Source organism: Saccharomonospora amisosensis (assembly GCF_011761185.1).
GTDB classification, from domain to species: domain Bacteria; phylum Actinomycetota; class Actinomycetes; order Mycobacteriales; family Pseudonocardiaceae; genus Saccharomonospora_A; species Saccharomonospora_A amisosensis.
The window spans coordinates 1279827-1296499 of the sequence record NZ_JAAOYM010000001.1; the positions used below are offsets into that span (position 1 = coordinate 1279827).

A 16673-nucleotide genomic window follows, 5' to 3' on the forward strand; every position below is an offset into this window, starting at 1 on the left:
TGGTGGCGCACTCCCTGTCGACACCGTGACACCATGGAGTCATGACCACGCCTGTCGAGGCCGAACAGACTCTCGGTGCGGACCAGGGTTCCGAGGACAGACCGTGGCAGACCATCGTCTGGAACGACCCGGTGAACCTGATGTCGTACGTGACCTACGTGTTCCAGAAAATCTTCGGGTACAGCAGGGACCACGCCACCAAGCTCATGCTCGACGTTCACCACAAGGGAAGGGCGGTCGTGTCCTCGGGCAGCAAGGAAAAGGTCGAAGGCGACGTCGCGAAACTGCACGCGGCGGGCCTGTGGGCAACCATGGAACAGCCGTGAGGGGCTGGCGCCGCAAGGGCGACAACGTGCTCGCCGGGTTCGAACAGCAAGAGGCCGCGGTCGTGCGTGGCCTGGTCAGCCAGGTCGAGGACATGTTGCGGGCCCGCGCGGAGGAGGCGCCGCAGGACGAGCTGTCCGAGCTCACCGGTATCCGCACCGGGCCGTCCGAGGGGCCGGACGACCCCGTGCTCGGGCGGCTGCTGCCCGACTTCCACCGCCTCGACCCCGACAACCCGAGCAAGGAAGAGCTCGACTCCGCCGCCGCGCTTCGTTCGCTGCACGAACCCGAGGTGCTGGAGGCCAAGGTGGGTGTCGCGGCCGTGGTGATGCGAACCCTGCCACCGGAAGGCGGCGAGGTGCGGCTGAGCCCCGAGCAGGCCGACGCGTGGCTGTCCGCCCTCAACGACGTCCGCATCGCGCTGGGCACGGCGCTGGACGTCACCGAGGACATGCCCGACGAGCTTCCAGAGGAGGACCCCCGCTCGCCGCATCTGGGCGTGTACCACTGGCTGACCTGGGTGCAGGAAAGCCTCGTCCAGGCGCTGGCCGAATGAGGCCGAACGACTCCGCGACGCTCGGTGCTGACACCGTCAACGCCATCACCGACGTGCCTGGCGTACTGGTGGGACACCACGAGCGGCTCGAGACGGGCTGGGCCACCGGCACGACCGTGGTGCTGGTGCCCGACGCAGCGGTGGGCGCGGTGGACCAGCGCGGTGGGGCGCCAGGCACGAGGGAGACCAACCTGCTGGAGCCGGAGAACCTGGTGCGGCGGGTCAACGCCATATGTTTTTCCGGCGGCAGCGCGTACGGGCTTGCGGCGGCCGACGGGGTCGTGCGCTGGCTCGGTGAGCGAAACCTCGGCTTTCCCGTTGGCTCGCAGCCGCACGAGGTCGTGCCGATCGTCCCGGCCGCGGTGATCTTCGACCTGCCACGCGGCGACTGGGGCAACACTCCGGACGCCTCGTTCGGCTACGCCGCATGTGAGGCCGCGGTCGGCGGCCCCGTCGCGCAGGGCACGGTCGGCGCGGGCACCGGAGCGCAGGTGGGCTCACTCAAGGGCGGGGTCGGTACGGCGAGCGAACGGGTGGACGAGTTCGTCGTTGGCGCGCTGGCCGTGGTCAACGCCTCGGGCGAGGCGGTGCGCCTCGACACCGGTGAGCCCTACGCGGCCGACCACGAGGTCGCGGGGGAGTTCGGCGTGCCGTCCTGGCCGGGCAGGCCCGCGGAGACCGAGGTCGACGGCACCGACCTCAACACCACGGTCGGCGTGGTGGCCGTGGACGCGCGGCTGTCGAAGGCGCAGTGCCGCCGCCTCGCGGTCGCCGCGCAGGACGGGCTGGCCCGTGCTGTACGGCCCGCGCACACGATGTTCGACGGCGACACCGTTTTCGCGCTGGCGACCGGAGCGCGGGAGCTGCCGATGCGGCAGGGCCCCATCGGGGACGTGGGCAGGGCCGCCGTGCTCGACCGGCTGGCCTCGGCCGCGGCGCGGGTGTTCGCCCGCGCGATGGCGCGCGGAGTGCTGGCCGCGACGTCGGTGCCCGGCCTCGCCGCCTACCGTGACGTGTGGCCCGAGGTGTTCGACGAGCGACCGTGACGCCGCGAGCGAGTGGTTCGTCTCACGGTGTGAACGGGGGTTGTCCAACACGTAAGATGTCTATCGTGCTTCGGATCCGCCGTGACCTCGTGGACGCGATCGTCGCTCATGCCCGCCGAGATCATCCGGATGAGGCGTGCGGCGTCATCGCGGGCCCTGACGACGGAACCGACCGGCCGCAGCGCTTCGTGCCCATGGTCAACGCAGCCCGCTCTCCCACGTTCTACGAGTTCGACTCCGGCGACCTGCTCAGGCTCTACCGCGAGATGGACGCGAACGACGAGAAGCCCGTCGTGATCTACCACTCGCACACCGCCACCGAGGCCTACCCCTCGCGAACCGACATCAAGCTGGCGCAGGAGCCGTTCGCGCATTACGTGCTGGTCTCGACCCGTGACCCCGAGGACTACGAGCTGCGCTCGTACCGCATCGTGGACGGCGAGGTGACCGAGGAGCCGGTCGAGGTCGTCGAGTCGTACATGTTCGCCAACACCGGTAGCGACGACGTGCCCGACGCCTGAGCCACCGGTGGGAATACCGCGGCCCACCCGAACGTCTCATCCTGTCGTAGATCCGAGTGGAGGTAACCCATGCCCGTGACCGTCTCCATCCCCACCATCCTGCGCAATCACACCGGCGGCGAGAAGTCCGTCGAGGCGTCGGGCAAGACGGTGGCGGAGGTGATCGACGACCTCGAGGCCAAGCACGGCGGCCTCAAGGAGCGCCTGGTCAAGGACGAGAAGCTGCACCGTTTCGTCAACGTTTACGTCAACGACGAGGACGTGCGCTTCGCGGGCGGGCTCGACGCGGAGGTCTCCGACGGCGACACCGTGACCATCCTGCCTGCTGTGGCGGGCGGGTCGCGCTGACCTCGTCGGCGCGAACCCAAGACGATAGGCCCTGACAATGGCTCGGTACGAGTCCCTGCTGGACGCGCTCGGCGGAACGCCGCTCGTCGGCCTGCCCAGGCTGTCCCCTTCGGCCGACGTGCGGCTGTGGGCGAAGCTGGAGGATCGCAACCCCACCGGCTCGATCAAGGACAGGCCCGCGCTGGCGATGATCGAGGCCGCCGAGCGTGACGGCAGCCTGCGCCCCGGAGCGACGATTCTCGAGCCCACCTCCGGCAACACCGGTATCTCGCTGGCCATGGCCGCCAAGCTCAAGGGCTACGGCCTGGTGTGTGTGATGCCGGAAAACACCTCGGCCGAGCGAACGCAACTGCTGCAGGCATACGGCGCCCGCATCGTGTACTCGCCCGCCGCGGGCGGCTCGAACGAGGCCGTGCGCAGGGCGAAGGAGCTGGCCAAGAGCAACCCGGACTGGGTCATGCTCTACCAGTACGGCAACCCGGCCAACCCCGACTCGCACTACCGGGGCACCGGCCCGGAGCTGCTGAAGGACCTGCCGACAGTGACCCACTTCGTCGGCGGCCTCGGCACCACCGGCACGCTGGTGGGGGTCGGTCGCTACCTGCGGGAGCAGAAGCCGGACGTGCAGGTGATCGCGGCGGAGCCGCGCTACGGCGAGCTGGTGTACGGGCTGCGCAACCTGGACGAGGGTTTCGTTCCCGAGCTGTACGACCCCGACGTGCTGTCCGGCAGGTACTCGGTCGGCGCCTACGACGCGCTGCGCCGCACCCGCGAACTGCTGGAACACGAAGGGATCTTCGCGGGAATCTCCACCGGCGCCGTGGTGCACGCCGCGCTCGGCGTGGCGAACAAGGCCCTGGCCAGGGGCGAGCGGGCCGATGTGGCGTTCGTCGTCGCCGACGCCGGCTGGAAGTACCTGTCCACCGGCGCCTACAGCGGTTCGCTCGACGAGGCCGCCGAGCGGCTGGACGGCCAGCTCTGGGCGTGAGCCCACCGGCCGTCCCGCCGCGAGGGGCCCCGAGTTCTCAGGCCGCCGGTGACACGATGTCGCCCGAAAGCGGCGCCACCGCGCCGATGATCGCGTCCACCGTGTCGCTTGCGACCCCGGCCGCCAGCAGCGACTCGCTCAGGTGCTTCGCCACCAGGTCGAAGTGCTGCTGGCCGATACCCCTGCCCCGGTGTGCGTCCTTCATGGAAAGCCCGCTGTACTCGGCAGGACCGCCGAGCGCCTGCGCGAAGAACTCCACCTGCTTGCCCTTCAGCCGCGACATGTTCGACCCCGTGAAGAACCCCGCCAGCTCCGCGTCCGCGAGGACCCGCTCGTAGAAGTCGTCAACGACCGCGATGAGTGCTTCCTGGCCACCGATCCGCTCGTAAATGCTCGTCATGCCGATCGAGCCAACCGAGCCGACGTTTCCGCCGCGTACGCACGATGACAACAGCGTGCAAACAGCTCGGCACGGCAGCTATCGCGGCCTTGTGATCTCAGGGATTTCACCCGAGGTGGCCCTACGCCACCGGACGTAGCCTGGAGAACGTGAGCACGCAGCCGCAACCAGTTCCTTCGCGCCCGAGGCCGAGCCCGGCCAAGCGGGTGCTGCCGCCGAAACCGCTGGCGGCGGGCGTTGTCGCGCTGACGTTCACGATGCTGCTCTACCTGGTGGAACTCGTCGACGTGCTGTTGCCGGCGCAACTCGACCTCGCCGGTATCCACGCGAGGTCGCTGGCGGGGCTCGACGGAATCGCGTGGGCACCGGTGCTGCACGCGGGCTGGGAGCACCTGCTCGCCAACACCGTTCCCGTGCTGGTGTTCGCCTTCCTCGCGATGGCGGGCGGTATCGCGCAGTGGGTGGCGGTCACGGCCACGATCTGGCTCGTCGCCGGGCTCGGGGTGTGGCTGACGGCCCCGCCTGGCGTGGTGACGGTCGGCGCCTCCGGGCTCGCCTTCGGCTGGCTGGCGTTCCTGCTCGTGCGCGGGATCTTCAACCGCAGCGCTGCCCAACTGGTGGTGGCCGCCGTGCTGCTGTTCGGCTGGGGCGGGATGCTGTGGGGCATCCTGCCCGGCAACCCGGCGATCTCCTGGCAGGGTCACCTGTTCGGAGCACTCGGCGGGGTGCTCGCGGCGTGGGTCGTGGCGCGAGCCGACCGGGCCAGGGCCGCCAAACCGCCCGGTACCCTCAGGGCGTGACGCATGCCGATGCCCCGATCGGGATATTCGACTCCGGCGTCGGTGGGCTGACCGTCGCGCGCGCCATCGCCGATCAGCTTCCCGGAGAGCGACTGCGCTACCTCGGCGACACCCGCAACGCCCCCTACGGGCCGCTGCCCATCGCCCGAGTGCGCGAGCTCACCCTGGCCGCCCTCGACGGCCTCGTCGCAGACGGAGTCAAGGCGCTGGTGATCGCCTGCAACACTGCCTCCGCGGCGAGCCTGCGCGACGCCAGGGAGCGTTACGACATCCCCGTCATCGAGGTCGTGCTGCCCGCCGTGCGGCGCGCGGCGGCCGCCACGCACAACGGGCGCATCGGGTTGATCGGCACGGAGGGCACCGTCCGCTCACGCGCCTACGACGACGCCTTCGCAGGCGCAACACAGGTGCGACTGAGCAGCGTCGCCTGCCCCCGGTTCGTCGACTTCGTCGAGCGGGGCATCACATCGGGCCGCCAGGTGCTCGGGCTCGCGCAGGGCTACCTCGAGCCGTTGTCGCGCGCTGGGGTGGACACGCTGATCCTTGGCTGCACGCACTACCCACTGCTCACCGGCGTGCTCCAGATCGTGATGGGGCCGGAGGTGACTTTGGTGTCCAGCGCGGAAGAAACCGCCAAGGACGTGGTGCGCGTACTCACCGAGCAGGACCTGCTCTCCGAACGCGCGGAGCCACCCGCGCACGAGTTCCTCTGCACGGGCGACCGGGAGCCGTTCACCCGGCTGGCACACCGGTTCATGGGTATCGGCGCCGGCGTGCTGACGGCCACGTGACCGGGGCATCAACGCGGCCGTCATGGCAGGGTGTGTGACCGTGCGAGTGACGATCCTGGGCTGCTGCGGCAGCATTCCCGGCCCCGACCAGGCGGCGTCTGGCTACCTGCTCGAAGCGGACGGCTTCACGATGGGCATCGATCTCGGCAACGGCACGCTGGCGCGACTGCAGGCCGTGCGCGATCCGTTCGGACTGGACGCGCTGCTGCTTTCGCACCTGCATCCGGACCACTGCGCCGACTTCAGCGCACTGACGGTGCTGCGCCGCTACCATCCGGCGCCGCCTTTCGACACCCGCGAGCGCAGGCTGCCGGTCTACGCGCCGAGCCAGGCGCCCGCCAGGCTGGCCAACGCCTACGCGCCGCACGAGGCGGAGCGGCTGGAGACCGACCTGTCGGACGTGTTCGAGTTCCACGCGCTGCACCACGGTGTGCTGCGGATCGGGCCGTTCGAGGTCACCGCCGTGCCGGTGACCCATCCAACCGAGTCGTTCGGGATGCGCGTGGCCCACGGCGCGCGCACCTTCGCCTACACCGGCGACACCGGTGAGTGCCCCGCGCTGGACGAACTCGCACAGGGAGTCGACGTGCTGCTGGCGGAGGCCACCTGGACCCACGCCGACGACCGGCCACCCGGGTTGCACCTATCCGGACGGCAGGCCGGGGAACTCGCCGCGCGGGCGCGCGTCGGCAGGCTGCTGCTCACCCACGTCGCTCCGTGGACCGACGGCGAAGCGGTGCTGTGGGAGGCGCGTTCCCGCTACGACGGGCCCGTCCGGCTCGTCGAGCAAGGGGCGGTCTACGACATCTGAGCGGCGGGTCGCCCGCAGCACCAGCCAGCCGAGTACCCCGATGGGAATGATCAGCCAGCACGACAGTAGCCGGTAGGTCAGTACGGCTGCGGTCGCGGGCGAGTCGGCGGCGCCGGCCGAGACGAGTCCCGCGAACAGGGCAGCTTCGATCACGCCGATCCCGCCGGGGGTCAACGGGACCTGCCGCAGTAGCTGCACCGTGAGATAGATCGTGGCCAGCGTGGCGACGCCGAGTTCGATGCCGACCGCGCGGGATGCGGCGAGCAGGCACAGCAGGTCGGTGAGCCAGTTACCCACGGCCGCCGCCAGCGCGAGCAGCCAGTGCCGTGGCCGCACGGTGCGAGACTCGGTCAGCGCGTCGCGCACCGTGTCGAGCACACCACCGAGCAGGCCATGGCTCCGCCAGCGCCGTTGTCTCGCGGGCCGGGCAGGCGCACGCAGGCGGGAGGCCAGCGCCGGTGCCGCGGCCGCGGCGAGGGTGGCCGCCGGGACCAGACCCGCCAGGACAAGGCCCGGGTGGACGTCCCAGCTGCGGGCGAGCGCCGTTGCCGCGCCGGTGAGCATTCCGGTGACATACAGCAGCGCGAGCCCCGCCGCCGACAGCAGGCCCGAGAGCACCATGACCGCGGTGGCGGCCGCCTTGTCGGCACCGTCGGCGCGGAATTCTCGGAAGGCGTACGCGGCCGAAACAGCGGAACCGGCGGGCAGGCTGATCGCGATGGCCGAGCGGCTGTAGGCCAGCGCGAACGCGCGGTGCCGCGGGATCGTCACGCCGAACCCGGTCAGCAGCCTGCGCTGCTGGCGGGCGAACATCGCCAGCGACACGAACTGGGCGGCAGCGGCGGTCAGTAGCCACCTCGGATCCGCCGCGGCCAGCGTGGTGAACACCTCGGCGGGTTCGGGCAGCCTGCCCCGCAGCGTGAACACCGCACCCACGAGCACGGCGGCGATCCCGGCACCCCGCCATAGCCTGCGCCGTCGCCGGGTTCTCTCGCCCATACCGCCCCCTATTTCAACACTTTTGAATTATGCTCCGGCGGGGGTGGCTGTCAACGACCGTGGAAGCCCTGTCGGCGGGTAGGCGCGGCGGCGGTCACTCAACGCGTTCACTAGGCTCTGCGCTCGTGGTGAGAAAAGACGGCAGGAACGACGACCAGCTCCGCGAGGTGCGGATCACGCGCGGTTTTCAGCAGTGGCCCGCGGGTTCGGTGCTCATAGAGTTCGGCGACACCAGGGTGCTGTGCGCTGCGAGCGTGACAGAAGGCGTGCCGCGCTGGCGCGCGGGCTCCGGCCTCGGCTGGGTCACCGCCGAGTACGCGATGCTGCCATCGGCCACCCACACCCGAGCCGATCGCGAATCGATCAAGGGCAGGATCGGTGGCCGTACCCACGAGATCAGCAGGCTCATCGGGCGGTCCCTGCGCTCCTGCATCGACCTCGCCGCACTCGGCGAGAACACCGTCGTGATCGACTGTGACGTGATCCAGGCCGACGGCGGAACCCGCACCGCCGCCATCACCGGCGGCTACGTCGCGCTCGCCGACGCGACCACCTGGCTTGGCGCGGCGGGCAGGCTCGTCGACCCCAAGCCGCTCTCGGCGGCGGTGTCCGCCGTCAGCGTCGGTGTGGTGGACGGGCGGGTCCGGCTGGACCTTCCCTACGAGGAGGACTCTCGTGCCGAAGTGGACATGAACGTCGTCGCCACCGACGCGGGCACGCTGATCGAGGTGCAGGGCACCGCCGAGGGCGCCACGTTCACCAGATCCACTCTCGACAAGATGCTCGACCTGGCCCTCGCCGGCTGCGCGGAGCTGGCCAGGGCCCAGGAACAGGCGCTGGCCCAGCCTTACCCCGGTGAGTTGCCCGAGCCCGCGCCCGCCAAGAAGTCGAAGGGCTCCAAGTGACGTTGCGGCTGCTGCTGGCCACACGCAACCGGCACAAGCTCGACGAACTGCGTCGGATCCTGCTGACGCACGGCCTCGGCGAGATCGAGGTCGTCGGTCTCGCCGAGGTGAAGGAGTTCCCCGAGTCACCCGAGACCGGGGCCACCTTCGAGGAGAACGCGCTCGCCAAGGCCCGCGATGCCGCGCGCGCCACCGGCCTGCCCGCCGTCGCCGACGACTCAGGGCTTGCCGTGGACGCACTGAACGGTATGCCCGGAGTGCTGTCGGCCCGCTGGGCGGGCGAGCACGGCGACGACCGCGCGAACCTCGAACTTGTGCTGTCGCAACTGAAGGACGTCCCCGACGAGCGGCGCGGTGCCGCCTTCGTGTGCGCGGCCGCGCTGGTGGTGCCCGGCTCGACCGAGGTCGTGCTGCGTGGCGAATGGCGCGGCACGCTCGTCCGCGAACCCCGTGGCACGAACGGGTTCGGCTACGACCCGATCTTCTTGCCCGAGGGGCAGAGCCGCACCTCCGCGGAGTTGTCCGGTGAGGAGAAGGATTCGATGTCGCACCGGGGTCGCGCGCTGCGCTCGCTGTTGCCGTACCTGCGGGAACTGACCCAGGTGCGGTAACGGGCCGGGAGTCTTACCCGGACAGTCGCAGATCCTTCAGCAGTTTGGCCACGTGACCGGTGGCGCGCACGTTGTACAGCGCCTTCGCGATCCTGCCTTCGGGATCCACGACGAACGTCGAGCGGATCACCCCCTGCACCACCCGACCGTAGTTCTTCTTCTCCCCGAAAGCTCCCCACTCGGTGAGCACGGTCTTGTCGGGATCGGAAAGCAACGGGAAGGTCAGGCCCTGGTCGGCTTCGAACTTCGCGAGCTTTGCCTGCTTGTCGGGGGAGATTCCCAGCACCTGGTACCCGGCTTCGTCGAGCAGGGCGAGGTTGTCCCTGAAGTCGCAGGCCTGCTTGGTGCACCCGGGGGTGCCCGCGGCGGGGTAGAAGTACACGACCACCCAGCGGCCCCGGAAGTCGGACAGCGAGACGTTGTCGCCCTTACTGTCGGGAAGGGTGAACTCGGGTGCCTGGTCGCCGGGGGAGAGCCGCTTCTGCTCGGTCATGCCGGAAGCCTATCCGGGGCAGAGCCTGCCTCACACCGAGCCGCGGAACACGGCCGTGGCCGGGGTGGAGGCGTAGGGGCGCAGTGTGAGCCGCACCGGGTCGCGGTCGGTGCTCATCGCAAAGGCCAATGTGAGTCGCACCGTGCTGCCGGGCCCGATATCGCGGTCGGCGTCGGGGATGCCGTTGTAACCGCGGGTGGTGTCCACGACCTGTTTCACCTCCTGCTCGCCGACCGTAGCGGTCACCGAGAAGTTGGAGAGCCGGTAGGGCTGCTCGCCGTCGTTGAAAAGCACGATGCCGAACGCCGCCGCCCGCTCCGAGCGCGGGTAGGCGCTCTCGCTCGGATGGAAGACGTCCGGGGTGGAGACGCGGACGACGAGGCCGGTGGGAAACCGGTACTCGGAGCCGAACTCGAAGACTCCGGGAGGCGGGCTGAGCCGCACATCGGGCGCGGAGGTCGCGGTGGCGGATTCGGTCGGTGGCGGAATGTCACCGGCTTCGGAGGTGCCGCAGGCGGTCAGCGCGAGCGCCGCGCAGCCGGCCACGGCGATCCTCGACATTCGCACGGCAGACGCTCCTTAGTACGTTCGCACCGGCAGGTTGCTCCGTTCGGTGGCAGCAGCCCTGCCTCGTCCACTGTGGCGGCGGCCAGGCAGGTGATGCCAGCCGGTTGCCGGGGTTGAGTCGGACCTGGTGTCCGGCTGTGTCCTGACCGTGACCGTTGGGCCACATGGAGTGATGTCAATCACTCGTTCGGTGCTAAGGAGGAGGGTGTCAGACGGCGAGAGCGAAGAAAAGCACGAAAACCGCCAGCCCCGCGAGCCACACCACGATGAGCCAACCCCAGTCGCGCCACGGGTTCACCACCCGGTTGTCCTCACCGGGAACGTAGACGCCGCGCATCTCGAACCAGTCGGCCACACGCTCCGGCCATCGGAACGGATTGCCTACCGACATTCCTGCCCTCCCGGAACCGCTCGCGTGCTGTGTGCCCCAAACTACTCCCCGCGATCTTGCCTGCCCCGGAGAGTCAAGCCGACGTATCAATCGTATGTTGGCTGTTCACCCGGTGTCCGAAAAGATCTAGTCTTTCAGTCTCTTCGGACAAGCCGGGTGGAAAACGGGCACCGCCGCCGAGCAGTTCACTGCCCGGCAGGTTCACCAGTTGACCGCCCATCATGAGAACTCGATGACGGGAGGCGGAAGAAATGCGAGCGTCAAGACTTTGGCGATCAGCGATCTTCCTGAGCGCCACGGCGCTCGTGGTGGCCGCGTGCGGTGGCGGGGACGACGGCGGCCAAGGCGGAGGCGACGGGGGTGACGGCGTGCTCAACCTCGGCTACGTGCTGCCCGAGACCGGGCAGCTGGCCTTCCTCGGGCCGCCACAGATCCAGTCGGCCAAGTTCGCGATCAAGAACATCAACGACGCCGGTGGTGTTCTCGGGCAGCCGATACCGGAGATAGTCGCCGGCGACGAGGCCGGGCAGGAAGGTGTGGCCGTGCAGTCGGCCGACCGGGTGCTGTCATCGGGCGTGGACGCGATCATCGGTGCCGCCGCGTCCGGCATGTCGCTGGCGATCATCGACAACATCACCGGCTCGGGTGTCGTCCAGTGCTCCGGCTCCAACACCGCGCCCACGTTCACCGACTACAACGACGACGGGTTCTACTTCAGGACCGCGCCGAGTGACGCGTTGCAGGGCCCGGTGCTGGGCAAGGTGATCACGGAGGACGGCCACAATCGGGTGGCGCTGGTCGCCCGCGCCGACGACTACGGCCGTGGCCTCATGGAGGCCACGAAGAAGGCGCTCGAGGAGCAGGGCGCCAACGTCGTGCTGACGCAGACCTACGACCCCGAGGCGACCAACTTCGACCAGCTCGCGCAGCAGGTCAAGAACTCGCGGCCGGACGCGGCTGTTGTGGTGGCCTTCGAGGAGGGCACGCAGGTCATGCAGTCCATGATTGAGGCGGGCGTGGGCCCGCAGCAGATCGGCGTCTACGGCGCCGACGGGTTGCGCAGCGAGGAACTGGCCAAGCTGGTCTCGCCGAACGACCCGAGCGTGATCGCGGGGATGAAGGGCACCGCGCCCGCGTCGGCGGAGAACCAGGAGTACGTCAACAGGCTCAAGGAGTTCGCACCCAACCTCACCGAGCTGCAGTTCGCGCCCCAGGTGTACGACTGCGTGACGATCATCGCACTGGCCGCCGAGGCGGCCCAGTCGACCGACCCGGCCACGTTCGCGCCGGAGATCAACGGCGTGACCAAGGGCGGCGAGAAGTGCACGTCGTTCGAGCAGTGCAAGGGCCTGCTCGATCAGGGCACCGACATCGACTACGACGGCGTGAGCGGGCCGCTCGACTTCGTCGAGCAGGGCGAGCCGGGTGAGGCGACGATCGAGGTGTACCGCTACAACGATTCGGGTCAGTTGGAAACCGTGCGCACGGAGAAGAGCAGCGGCAACGGCTGACACCCCCGCGGAATAGGCAGCACAAGAAGCAGTCCCCCGGGTCCGGACCCGGGGGACTGCTTCGTTCGGTGGATCAGCGAGCCCTGGCCAGCGTGCCCAGGTACAGCTCGATGACCTTCTCGTCGTGCAGCAGTTCGGTTCCGGTGCCGGTGTAGGCGTTGCTGCCCTGGTCCAGCACGTAGCCGCGGTCGCAGATCTGCAGGCAACGGCGGGCGTTCTGCTCGACCATCAGGATCGCAACCCCCGCGGCGTTGATCTGCTTGACTCGCTCGAACACCTGGTCCTGGTAGATCGGGGACAGCCCAGCGGACGGCTCGTCGAGCAGCAGTACCTCGGGCTCCATCATCAGCGCCCTGCCCATCGCCAGCATCTGCCGCTCGCCGCCGGACATCGAGCTGGCCTTCTGCGCCCGCCGCTCACCCAGCACCGGAAACAGTTCCTCCACGAAGGCCACCCGCTCGTCGAACGCCTTCGGCTTGAGGTAGGTGCCCATGCGCAGGTTCTCCTCCACGGTCAGCGTGGGGAAGACGTTCTGCCGCTGCGGCACGTAGCCGATGCCCTTCGACACCAGTTCGTGGGCCGGCTTGTTCGTGACGTCCTCGCCACGGAGGCGCACCGTTCCCTCACGGATACGCAGCAGCCCGAACATGGCCTTGACCAGCGTGGACTTTCCGGCACCGTTCGGCCCGATCACCCCGACCAACTCGCCGGGATCGAGCACGAGACCGCAACCGCGCAGCACGTCCACGCCGGGGATGTAGCCCGCGTAGACGTCTTCGGCCGTCAGCAGCGGATCATGCGGATCACTCATCGTCGGGCCTCGATTCGGGTTCGTCGTGCTGCTTGCCGAGGTAGGCGTCGATCACGGCCGGGTTCTTGCCGATGGCCTGCGGCGGCCCCTCGGCCACCACCTCACCCTCGGCCATACACACCACCCAGTCGCTGATACCCATCACCACATCCATGTCGTGCTCGACGAAGCACACCGTCATGCCTTCGTCACGCAACTCGGTGATGTGGCCGAGCAGCGACTGGGTCAGCGCCGGGTTCACGCCAGCCATCGGTTCATCCAGCATGACCATCGTGGGCCGCACCATCAAGGCCCGTGCCATCTCCAGCAGCTTGCGCTGCCCGCCAGAAAGCGTGCCCGCGTACTCGTCACGCATGTGGGAAAGCCGGAACCGCTCCAGCAGTTCGTCGGCGCGGCGCTCGATCTCGCGCTCCTGGGAGCGCCACAGCGGACGCAGTACCGCGAGAGCCAGCCGCTCACCACGCTGGTGCCGCGCGGCGAGCTTCATGTTCTCCATCACCGACAGCCGCGACAGGGTCTTGGTGAGCTGGAACGTGCGCACCATGCCCCGGCGGGCGACGCGGTGGGCGGGACGTTTGCTGATGTTGTGCCCGTCGAACGACCAGGTGCCCGCGTCCGCCCGGTCGAACCCGCTCAGCACGTTGAAAAGGGTGCTCTTGCCCGCGCCGTTCGGGCCGATCAGCGCGGTGATGGCACCCCGCTGGATCTCGAGATGGTCCACCCGCACGGCGGTGAGGCCGCCGAAGCGGCGGGTGACACCGTCGGCGACCAGCAGCGCATCAGGCTTGGCCACCCCGGGCTCAGGGGCGACATTCGCGAGGTCAGCGGACATCGAGCAGCATCTCCTTGCGACTGCCGAGAATGCCTTGCGGCCGGAAGATCATGAGCAGCATCAGACCGAGCCCGACCAGGGCGAAGCGCACCGCTCCGACCTCAGGGGCGGCGATGATCGTCGGCGAGATGACGCCCGCGTCGATCGCCTGGCGAAGCAGGCTGTCGAAGAACGTCAGGATCGCCCAGAACAGGATCGAGCCGAGCACCGGCCCCAGCACGCGTCCGGCGCCGCCGAGCACCAGCAGCGTGTAGAGGAAGAACGTGACCACGGGGTCGTAGCTGTCCGGGTTCACCGACTGGTTGTTGATCGCCAGCATCATGCCGGCCAGTGAGCCGATCGCCCCGCCGAGCATGAGGCTTTGCAGCTTGTACGCGTAGACACTCTTGCCGAGGCTGCGTACTGCTTCCTCGTCCTCGCGGATCGATCGGATGACCCGGCCCCAAGGGCTGTGCACGAGCAGCGCGATGAGCAACGTCATGAGCGCGACCAGCCCCCACGCCACGCCCAGTGCCCACAGGTCACGGGCGCTGAAGTTCAGCAGCCAGAACCCGTACCTGTCGTTGGGGATGGGATTGACGTCGTAGAAGTCGTTCGCGAACTGCTGCAACCCGAACACGCCACCGGTCACGGGCTCGGCCCAGCTCGACCGGTAGAACAGCCGCAGGATCTCGCCCGCGGCGATGGTGGCGATCGCCAGGTACTCCGCGCGCAGCCGCAGCGTCGGCAGGCCGAGCAGTAACGCGAGAACCACCGAGCAGGCGAGCCCGACCAGCACACCGACCCACAGTGACAGCCCGAACGTCGATACCGAGGCGGCCACCCCGTACGCGCCGACGAGCATGAACGCGACCTGCCCGAAGTTCAGCAGGCCCGTGTAGCCGAAGTGGAGGTTGAGGCCGATCGCCGCGAGGGCATAGACGGCCGCGACCGGGCCGATGCCCGACCGAAGCGCGTCGGAGAGGATGATTTCCCAGTCCATATCTACCGCCTAGCCCACTCGTTCCCGCTGGCCGAGAATGCCTTGTGGACGGATCAGCAGGACGACGATGAGCGCGAGCAGCGCCCAGGCGTGCTGCAGGTCGATGGGGAACCAGAGGCTGGACATCTGCGCGACGATGCCGACCACGAAACTGCCGACCATCGCGCCGTAGGCAGAGCCGAGCCCGCCCAGGATGATGCCCGCGAACATCAACAGCAGCAGCCGGAAGCCCATGTCCCAGGTGATGATCTCGACGAGTCCGAAGAAGACCCCGCCAAGCGCGGCCAGCCCGCCGCCGAGAATCCACACCACGAGCACGACACGGTTGACATCGATGCCCGAGGCCTCGGCCAGATCCCGGTTGCTGGACACGGCGCGAATGGCGGTGCCGATGCGGGTCTTTTGCAGCATGAACGCCACCCCGAGCAGAACGAGCACCGAAAGCACCGTGATCGTCAGGTCTCTGGGGGTGATGCCCACCGGGCCGAGGTCGATGGCCTGCTGGATGTCGTACTCCCGGTAGGAGCTCGGCCGCGAACCGAAGAACACCAGCACGACGTGCCGCAACAGCAGCGAAAGGCCGATCGTGATGATGAACAGGTTGATCAGCCCCGTGCCTCTGTTGCGCAGCGGCCGCCACATCACCCGTTCCAGTACCCCGCCGAACGCTGCGCCGAGCACGACGGCGACCACCGCCGAGATGATGATGTGCCAGCCAGGCCCCTGCGCGGTCACGTTAAGGAAGAACGCGATGACGGCGCCGATGGTGACCAGCTCTCCGTGCGCGAAGTTGATCAGGTGAGTGGTGCCGAAGACGAGCGAGAGACCCACCGCTGTGATCGCGATGATGGCACCGAACTGAATGCCGTCGAGCAGGGACTGCAGCGCCCGGTCGAGAAAGCTCGGGCCACTTGGTACCTCTTCGCCCTGCGCCCATGCCGCGGCCGGAGCCAGCGCCACGAGCAGCAGAGCGACTATCGGTACGAGTAATCGGGTTACACGCACAGTCACCTCGCGCACCGGGGTCGGATTTTGGCGGTCAGTGTAAGCACACGTTCGGCATACGAATATTCGGTGTACGTGATTGTTACCTCAGGTAGCCGTCGGCGCAGTCCTCCCGGCCCGGACGTCATATCCCGTTGCTCCGATTGTCTGTCTAGGTAGCTCAACAGGGGGGACTGAGGAGGGTTACCGCATGGAGCAAGGAGTGCACGAGGTGTTGACCGCGCTCGTCGCTCTTCGTAACGATCTTCCCGGGGTCATCGAGGGGTTGCGTCAAGGCCGCCTGCCCGTCACCTCGCAACGCGAAGTAGCCGCGGCCCTCATTGAGGCCGGGGATCTGCTCGACGAGCACGCCGACCAGCAGGCCGCCGTGTCCAACGGCCACGCCACCGGACTGCCCTCGATCGACGACTCCGACGTCTCGGCATGGTCGGAGCACGACGAGTAGACCCGGGCCCGGCACCACAGGCACCCATCGTGGGGTAGTGTGTGCATACGGGGAACAACCCGGTACGCCGGTGACGTTACCCATGCAGTCGCAAGTTTTTGCGTGTTCGTGTTCTCACGTCCGCGGAATCTCGGTGCGGACGTGTCGCTTGTCTTCGTAATCGCCGAAGTGGTGGCCGTCTCGACCTGCGGCTACCCCGCGTCCGCGCAGTGCGGGCGCCGAACCGGCTCCTGGAAGGGGACAAGATGACACAGGGAACCGTGAAGTGGTTCAACGGCGAGAAGGGCTTCGGCTTCATCGCCCCCGACGACGGCAGCGCCGACGTCTTCGTGCACTACTCGGAGATCGACGCTCGCGGCTTCCGCAGCCTCGAGGACGGGCAGCGGGTCGAGTTCAACGTCGGCCAGGGCGCCAAGGGCCCGCAGGCCACTGGGGTTCGCACTCTCTGAGTGCAGCTCGCCCTGCCCGTCACCCGCACAGGGTGGCGGGCAGGACACCGCCGGGGGCAGGCGAAACCATTCGAAACTCACAGAAAG

The 16673-nt window shown here is 68.6% G+C and carries 22 protein-coding genes and 1 pseudogene; 14 read left to right on the forward strand and 9 right to left on the reverse strand.

What is annotated here, in order from left to right:
• Positions 1-41 precede the first annotated feature (41 nt).
• The 6 genes from clpS to FHU38_RS06275 all read left to right on the forward strand — a co-directional run bounded on the left by clpS (position 42) and on the right by FHU38_RS06275 (position 3783).
• A complete protein-coding gene (gene clpS / locus FHU38_RS06250; protein WP_009155643.1) occupies positions 42-326 on the forward strand; it encodes an ATP-dependent Clp protease adapter ClpS in 285 nt (94 codons plus the stop codon).
• Entirely contained in the window at positions 323-880 is a 558-nt protein-coding gene (locus FHU38_RS06255; protein ID WP_167167551.1) for a DUF2017 domain-containing protein, read from the forward strand. Before clpS ends, FHU38_RS06255 begins: the two co-directional genes overlap by 4 nt.
• Positions 877-1926 (forward strand): P1 family peptidase, encoded by a 1050-nt coding sequence (locus tag FHU38_RS06260; protein ID WP_167167554.1) that lies wholly within the window; start codon positions 877-879, stop codon positions 1924-1926. Before FHU38_RS06255 ends, FHU38_RS06260 begins: the two co-directional genes overlap by 4 nt.
• A gap of 56 nt (positions 1927-1982) precedes the next feature.
• A complete protein-coding gene (locus FHU38_RS06265) occupies positions 1983-2447 on the forward strand; it encodes a Mov34/MPN/PAD-1 family protein (protein WP_167167557.1) in 465 nt (154 codons plus the stop codon).
• Between the two features lie 69 nt (positions 2448-2516).
• Positions 2517-2795: a ubiquitin-like small modifier protein 1 gene (locus FHU38_RS06270; protein WP_167167560.1), complete on the forward strand. Its 279-nt coding sequence runs from the start codon at positions 2517-2519 to the stop codon at positions 2793-2795.
• A gap of 37 nt (positions 2796-2832) precedes the next feature.
• Entirely contained in the window at positions 2833-3783 is a 951-nt protein-coding gene (locus FHU38_RS06275) for a PLP-dependent cysteine synthase family protein (protein WP_167167564.1), read from the forward strand.
• A gap of 37 nt (positions 3784-3820) precedes the next feature.
• Here FHU38_RS06275 and FHU38_RS06280 read toward each other — a convergent pair whose 3' ends face one another.
• Positions 3821-4183 carry a group I truncated hemoglobin gene (locus FHU38_RS06280; RefSeq protein WP_167167567.1) on the reverse strand — a complete coding sequence of 121 codons (363 nt, stop codon included), beginning with the start codon at positions 4181-4183 and terminating at the stop codon, positions 3821-3823.
• 206 nt (positions 4184-4389) lie between these two features.
• Here FHU38_RS06280 and FHU38_RS06285 point away from each other — a divergent pair, with 206 nt between their 5' ends.
• The 3 genes from FHU38_RS06285 to FHU38_RS06295 are packed head-to-tail and all read left to right on the forward strand — an operon-like array spanning position 4390 to position 6585.
• Positions 4390-4983, forward strand: a complete 594-nt coding sequence (locus FHU38_RS06285; protein WP_167175624.1) for a rhomboid family intramembrane serine protease — start codon at positions 4390-4392, stop codon at positions 4981-4983.
• The gene (gene murI, locus FHU38_RS06290) at positions 4980-5774 is read left to right on the forward strand and encodes a glutamate racemase (protein WP_167167570.1); all 795 of its coding nucleotides are present in this window, start codon (positions 4980-4982) and stop codon (positions 5772-5774) included. Before FHU38_RS06285 ends, murI begins: the two co-directional genes overlap by 4 nt.
• Before the next feature lie 40 nt (positions 5775-5814).
• Complete coding sequence (locus FHU38_RS06295; RefSeq protein WP_313886672.1) at positions 5815-6585, forward strand: MBL fold metallo-hydrolase; 771 nt, start codon at positions 5815-5817, stop codon at positions 6583-6585.
• A 42-nt stretch (positions 6586-6627) separates the two neighbouring features.
• On the opposite strand, the pseudogene FHU38_RS27185 reads toward FHU38_RS06295, so the two are convergent.
• A pseudogene (locus FHU38_RS27185) lies at positions 6628-7584 on the reverse strand (lysylphosphatidylglycerol synthase transmembrane domain-containing protein); the annotation flags it as partial.
• A gap of 125 nt (positions 7585-7709) precedes the next feature.
• Between FHU38_RS27185 and rph the strand changes: the two are divergent.
• Both rph and rdgB read left to right on the forward strand, forming a co-directional pair.
• Positions 7710-8489, forward strand: coding sequence for a ribonuclease PH (rph, locus tag FHU38_RS06300; protein ID WP_167167576.1), 780 nt, complete (start codon positions 7710-7712; stop codon positions 8487-8489).
• Positions 8486-9100, forward strand: coding sequence for an RdgB/HAM1 family non-canonical purine NTP pyrophosphatase (gene rdgB / locus FHU38_RS06305; protein WP_167167579.1), 615 nt, complete (start codon positions 8486-8488; stop codon positions 9098-9100). Before rph ends, rdgB begins: the two co-directional genes overlap by 4 nt.
• A 13-nt stretch (positions 9101-9113) precedes the next feature.
• On the opposite strand, the gene bcp is transcribed toward rdgB, so the two are convergent.
• The 3 genes from bcp to FHU38_RS06320 all read right to left on the reverse strand — a co-directional run bounded on the left by bcp (position 9114) and on the right by FHU38_RS06320 (position 10551).
• A complete protein-coding gene (gene bcp, locus FHU38_RS06310) occupies positions 9114-9593 on the reverse strand; it encodes a thioredoxin-dependent thiol peroxidase (protein WP_167167582.1) in 480 nt (159 codons plus the stop codon).
• A gap of 30 nt (positions 9594-9623) precedes the next feature.
• Positions 9624-10154 (reverse strand): hypothetical protein, encoded by a 531-nt coding sequence (locus FHU38_RS06315; RefSeq protein ID WP_167175627.1) that lies wholly within the window; start codon positions 10152-10154, stop codon positions 9624-9626.
• 214 nt (positions 10155-10368) lie between these two features.
• A complete protein-coding gene (locus FHU38_RS06320; RefSeq protein WP_009155626.1) occupies positions 10369-10551 on the reverse strand; it encodes a hypothetical protein in 183 nt (60 codons plus the stop codon).
• Positions 10552-10802: 251 nt separating this feature from the next.
• Between FHU38_RS06320 and FHU38_RS06325 the strand changes: the two genes are divergently transcribed.
• Positions 10803-12062 carry an ABC transporter substrate-binding protein gene (locus FHU38_RS06325; RefSeq protein WP_167167585.1) on the forward strand — a complete coding sequence of 420 codons (1260 nt, stop codon included), beginning with the start codon at positions 10803-10805 and terminating at the stop codon, positions 12060-12062.
• 73 nt (positions 12063-12135) lie between these two features.
• Here the strand turns inward: FHU38_RS06325 and FHU38_RS06330 are convergent, their stop codons facing one another.
• Genes FHU38_RS06330 through FHU38_RS06345 form a run of 4 tightly spaced genes read right to left on the reverse strand, consistent with a single transcriptional unit; the run spans position 12136 to position 15698 of the window.
• Positions 12136-12873 (reverse strand): ABC transporter ATP-binding protein, encoded by a 738-nt coding sequence (locus FHU38_RS06330; protein ID WP_167167588.1) that lies wholly within the window; start codon positions 12871-12873, stop codon positions 12136-12138.
• Positions 12866-13705: an ABC transporter ATP-binding protein gene (locus tag FHU38_RS06335; protein ID WP_167167591.1), complete on the reverse strand. Its 840-nt coding sequence runs from the start codon at positions 13703-13705 to the stop codon at positions 12866-12868. Before FHU38_RS06335 ends, FHU38_RS06330 begins: the two co-directional genes overlap by 8 nt.
• Positions 13695-14687, reverse strand: a complete 993-nt coding sequence (locus FHU38_RS06340; protein WP_167167594.1) for a branched-chain amino acid ABC transporter permease — start codon at positions 14685-14687, stop codon at positions 13695-13697. The genes FHU38_RS06335 and FHU38_RS06340 overlap by 11 nt, the downstream gene beginning before the upstream one ends.
• 9 nt (positions 14688-14696) lie before the next feature.
• Positions 14697-15698 (reverse strand): branched-chain amino acid ABC transporter permease, encoded by a 1002-nt coding sequence (locus FHU38_RS06345; RefSeq protein ID WP_313886673.1) that lies wholly within the window; start codon positions 15696-15698, stop codon positions 14697-14699.
• A 184-nt stretch (positions 15699-15882) separates the two neighbouring features.
• Between FHU38_RS06345 and FHU38_RS06350 the strand changes: the two genes are divergently transcribed.
• A complete protein-coding gene (locus FHU38_RS06350) occupies positions 15883-16137 on the forward strand; it encodes a hypothetical protein (RefSeq protein WP_167167597.1) in 255 nt (84 codons plus the stop codon).
• Positions 16138-16382: 245 nt separating this feature from the next.
• On the forward strand, positions 16383-16586 hold the full coding sequence (locus tag FHU38_RS06355) for a cold-shock protein (RefSeq protein WP_009155619.1): 204 nt from the start codon (positions 16383-16385) through the stop codon (positions 16584-16586).
• The last annotated feature ends 87 nt before the right edge of the window (positions 16587-16673 follow it).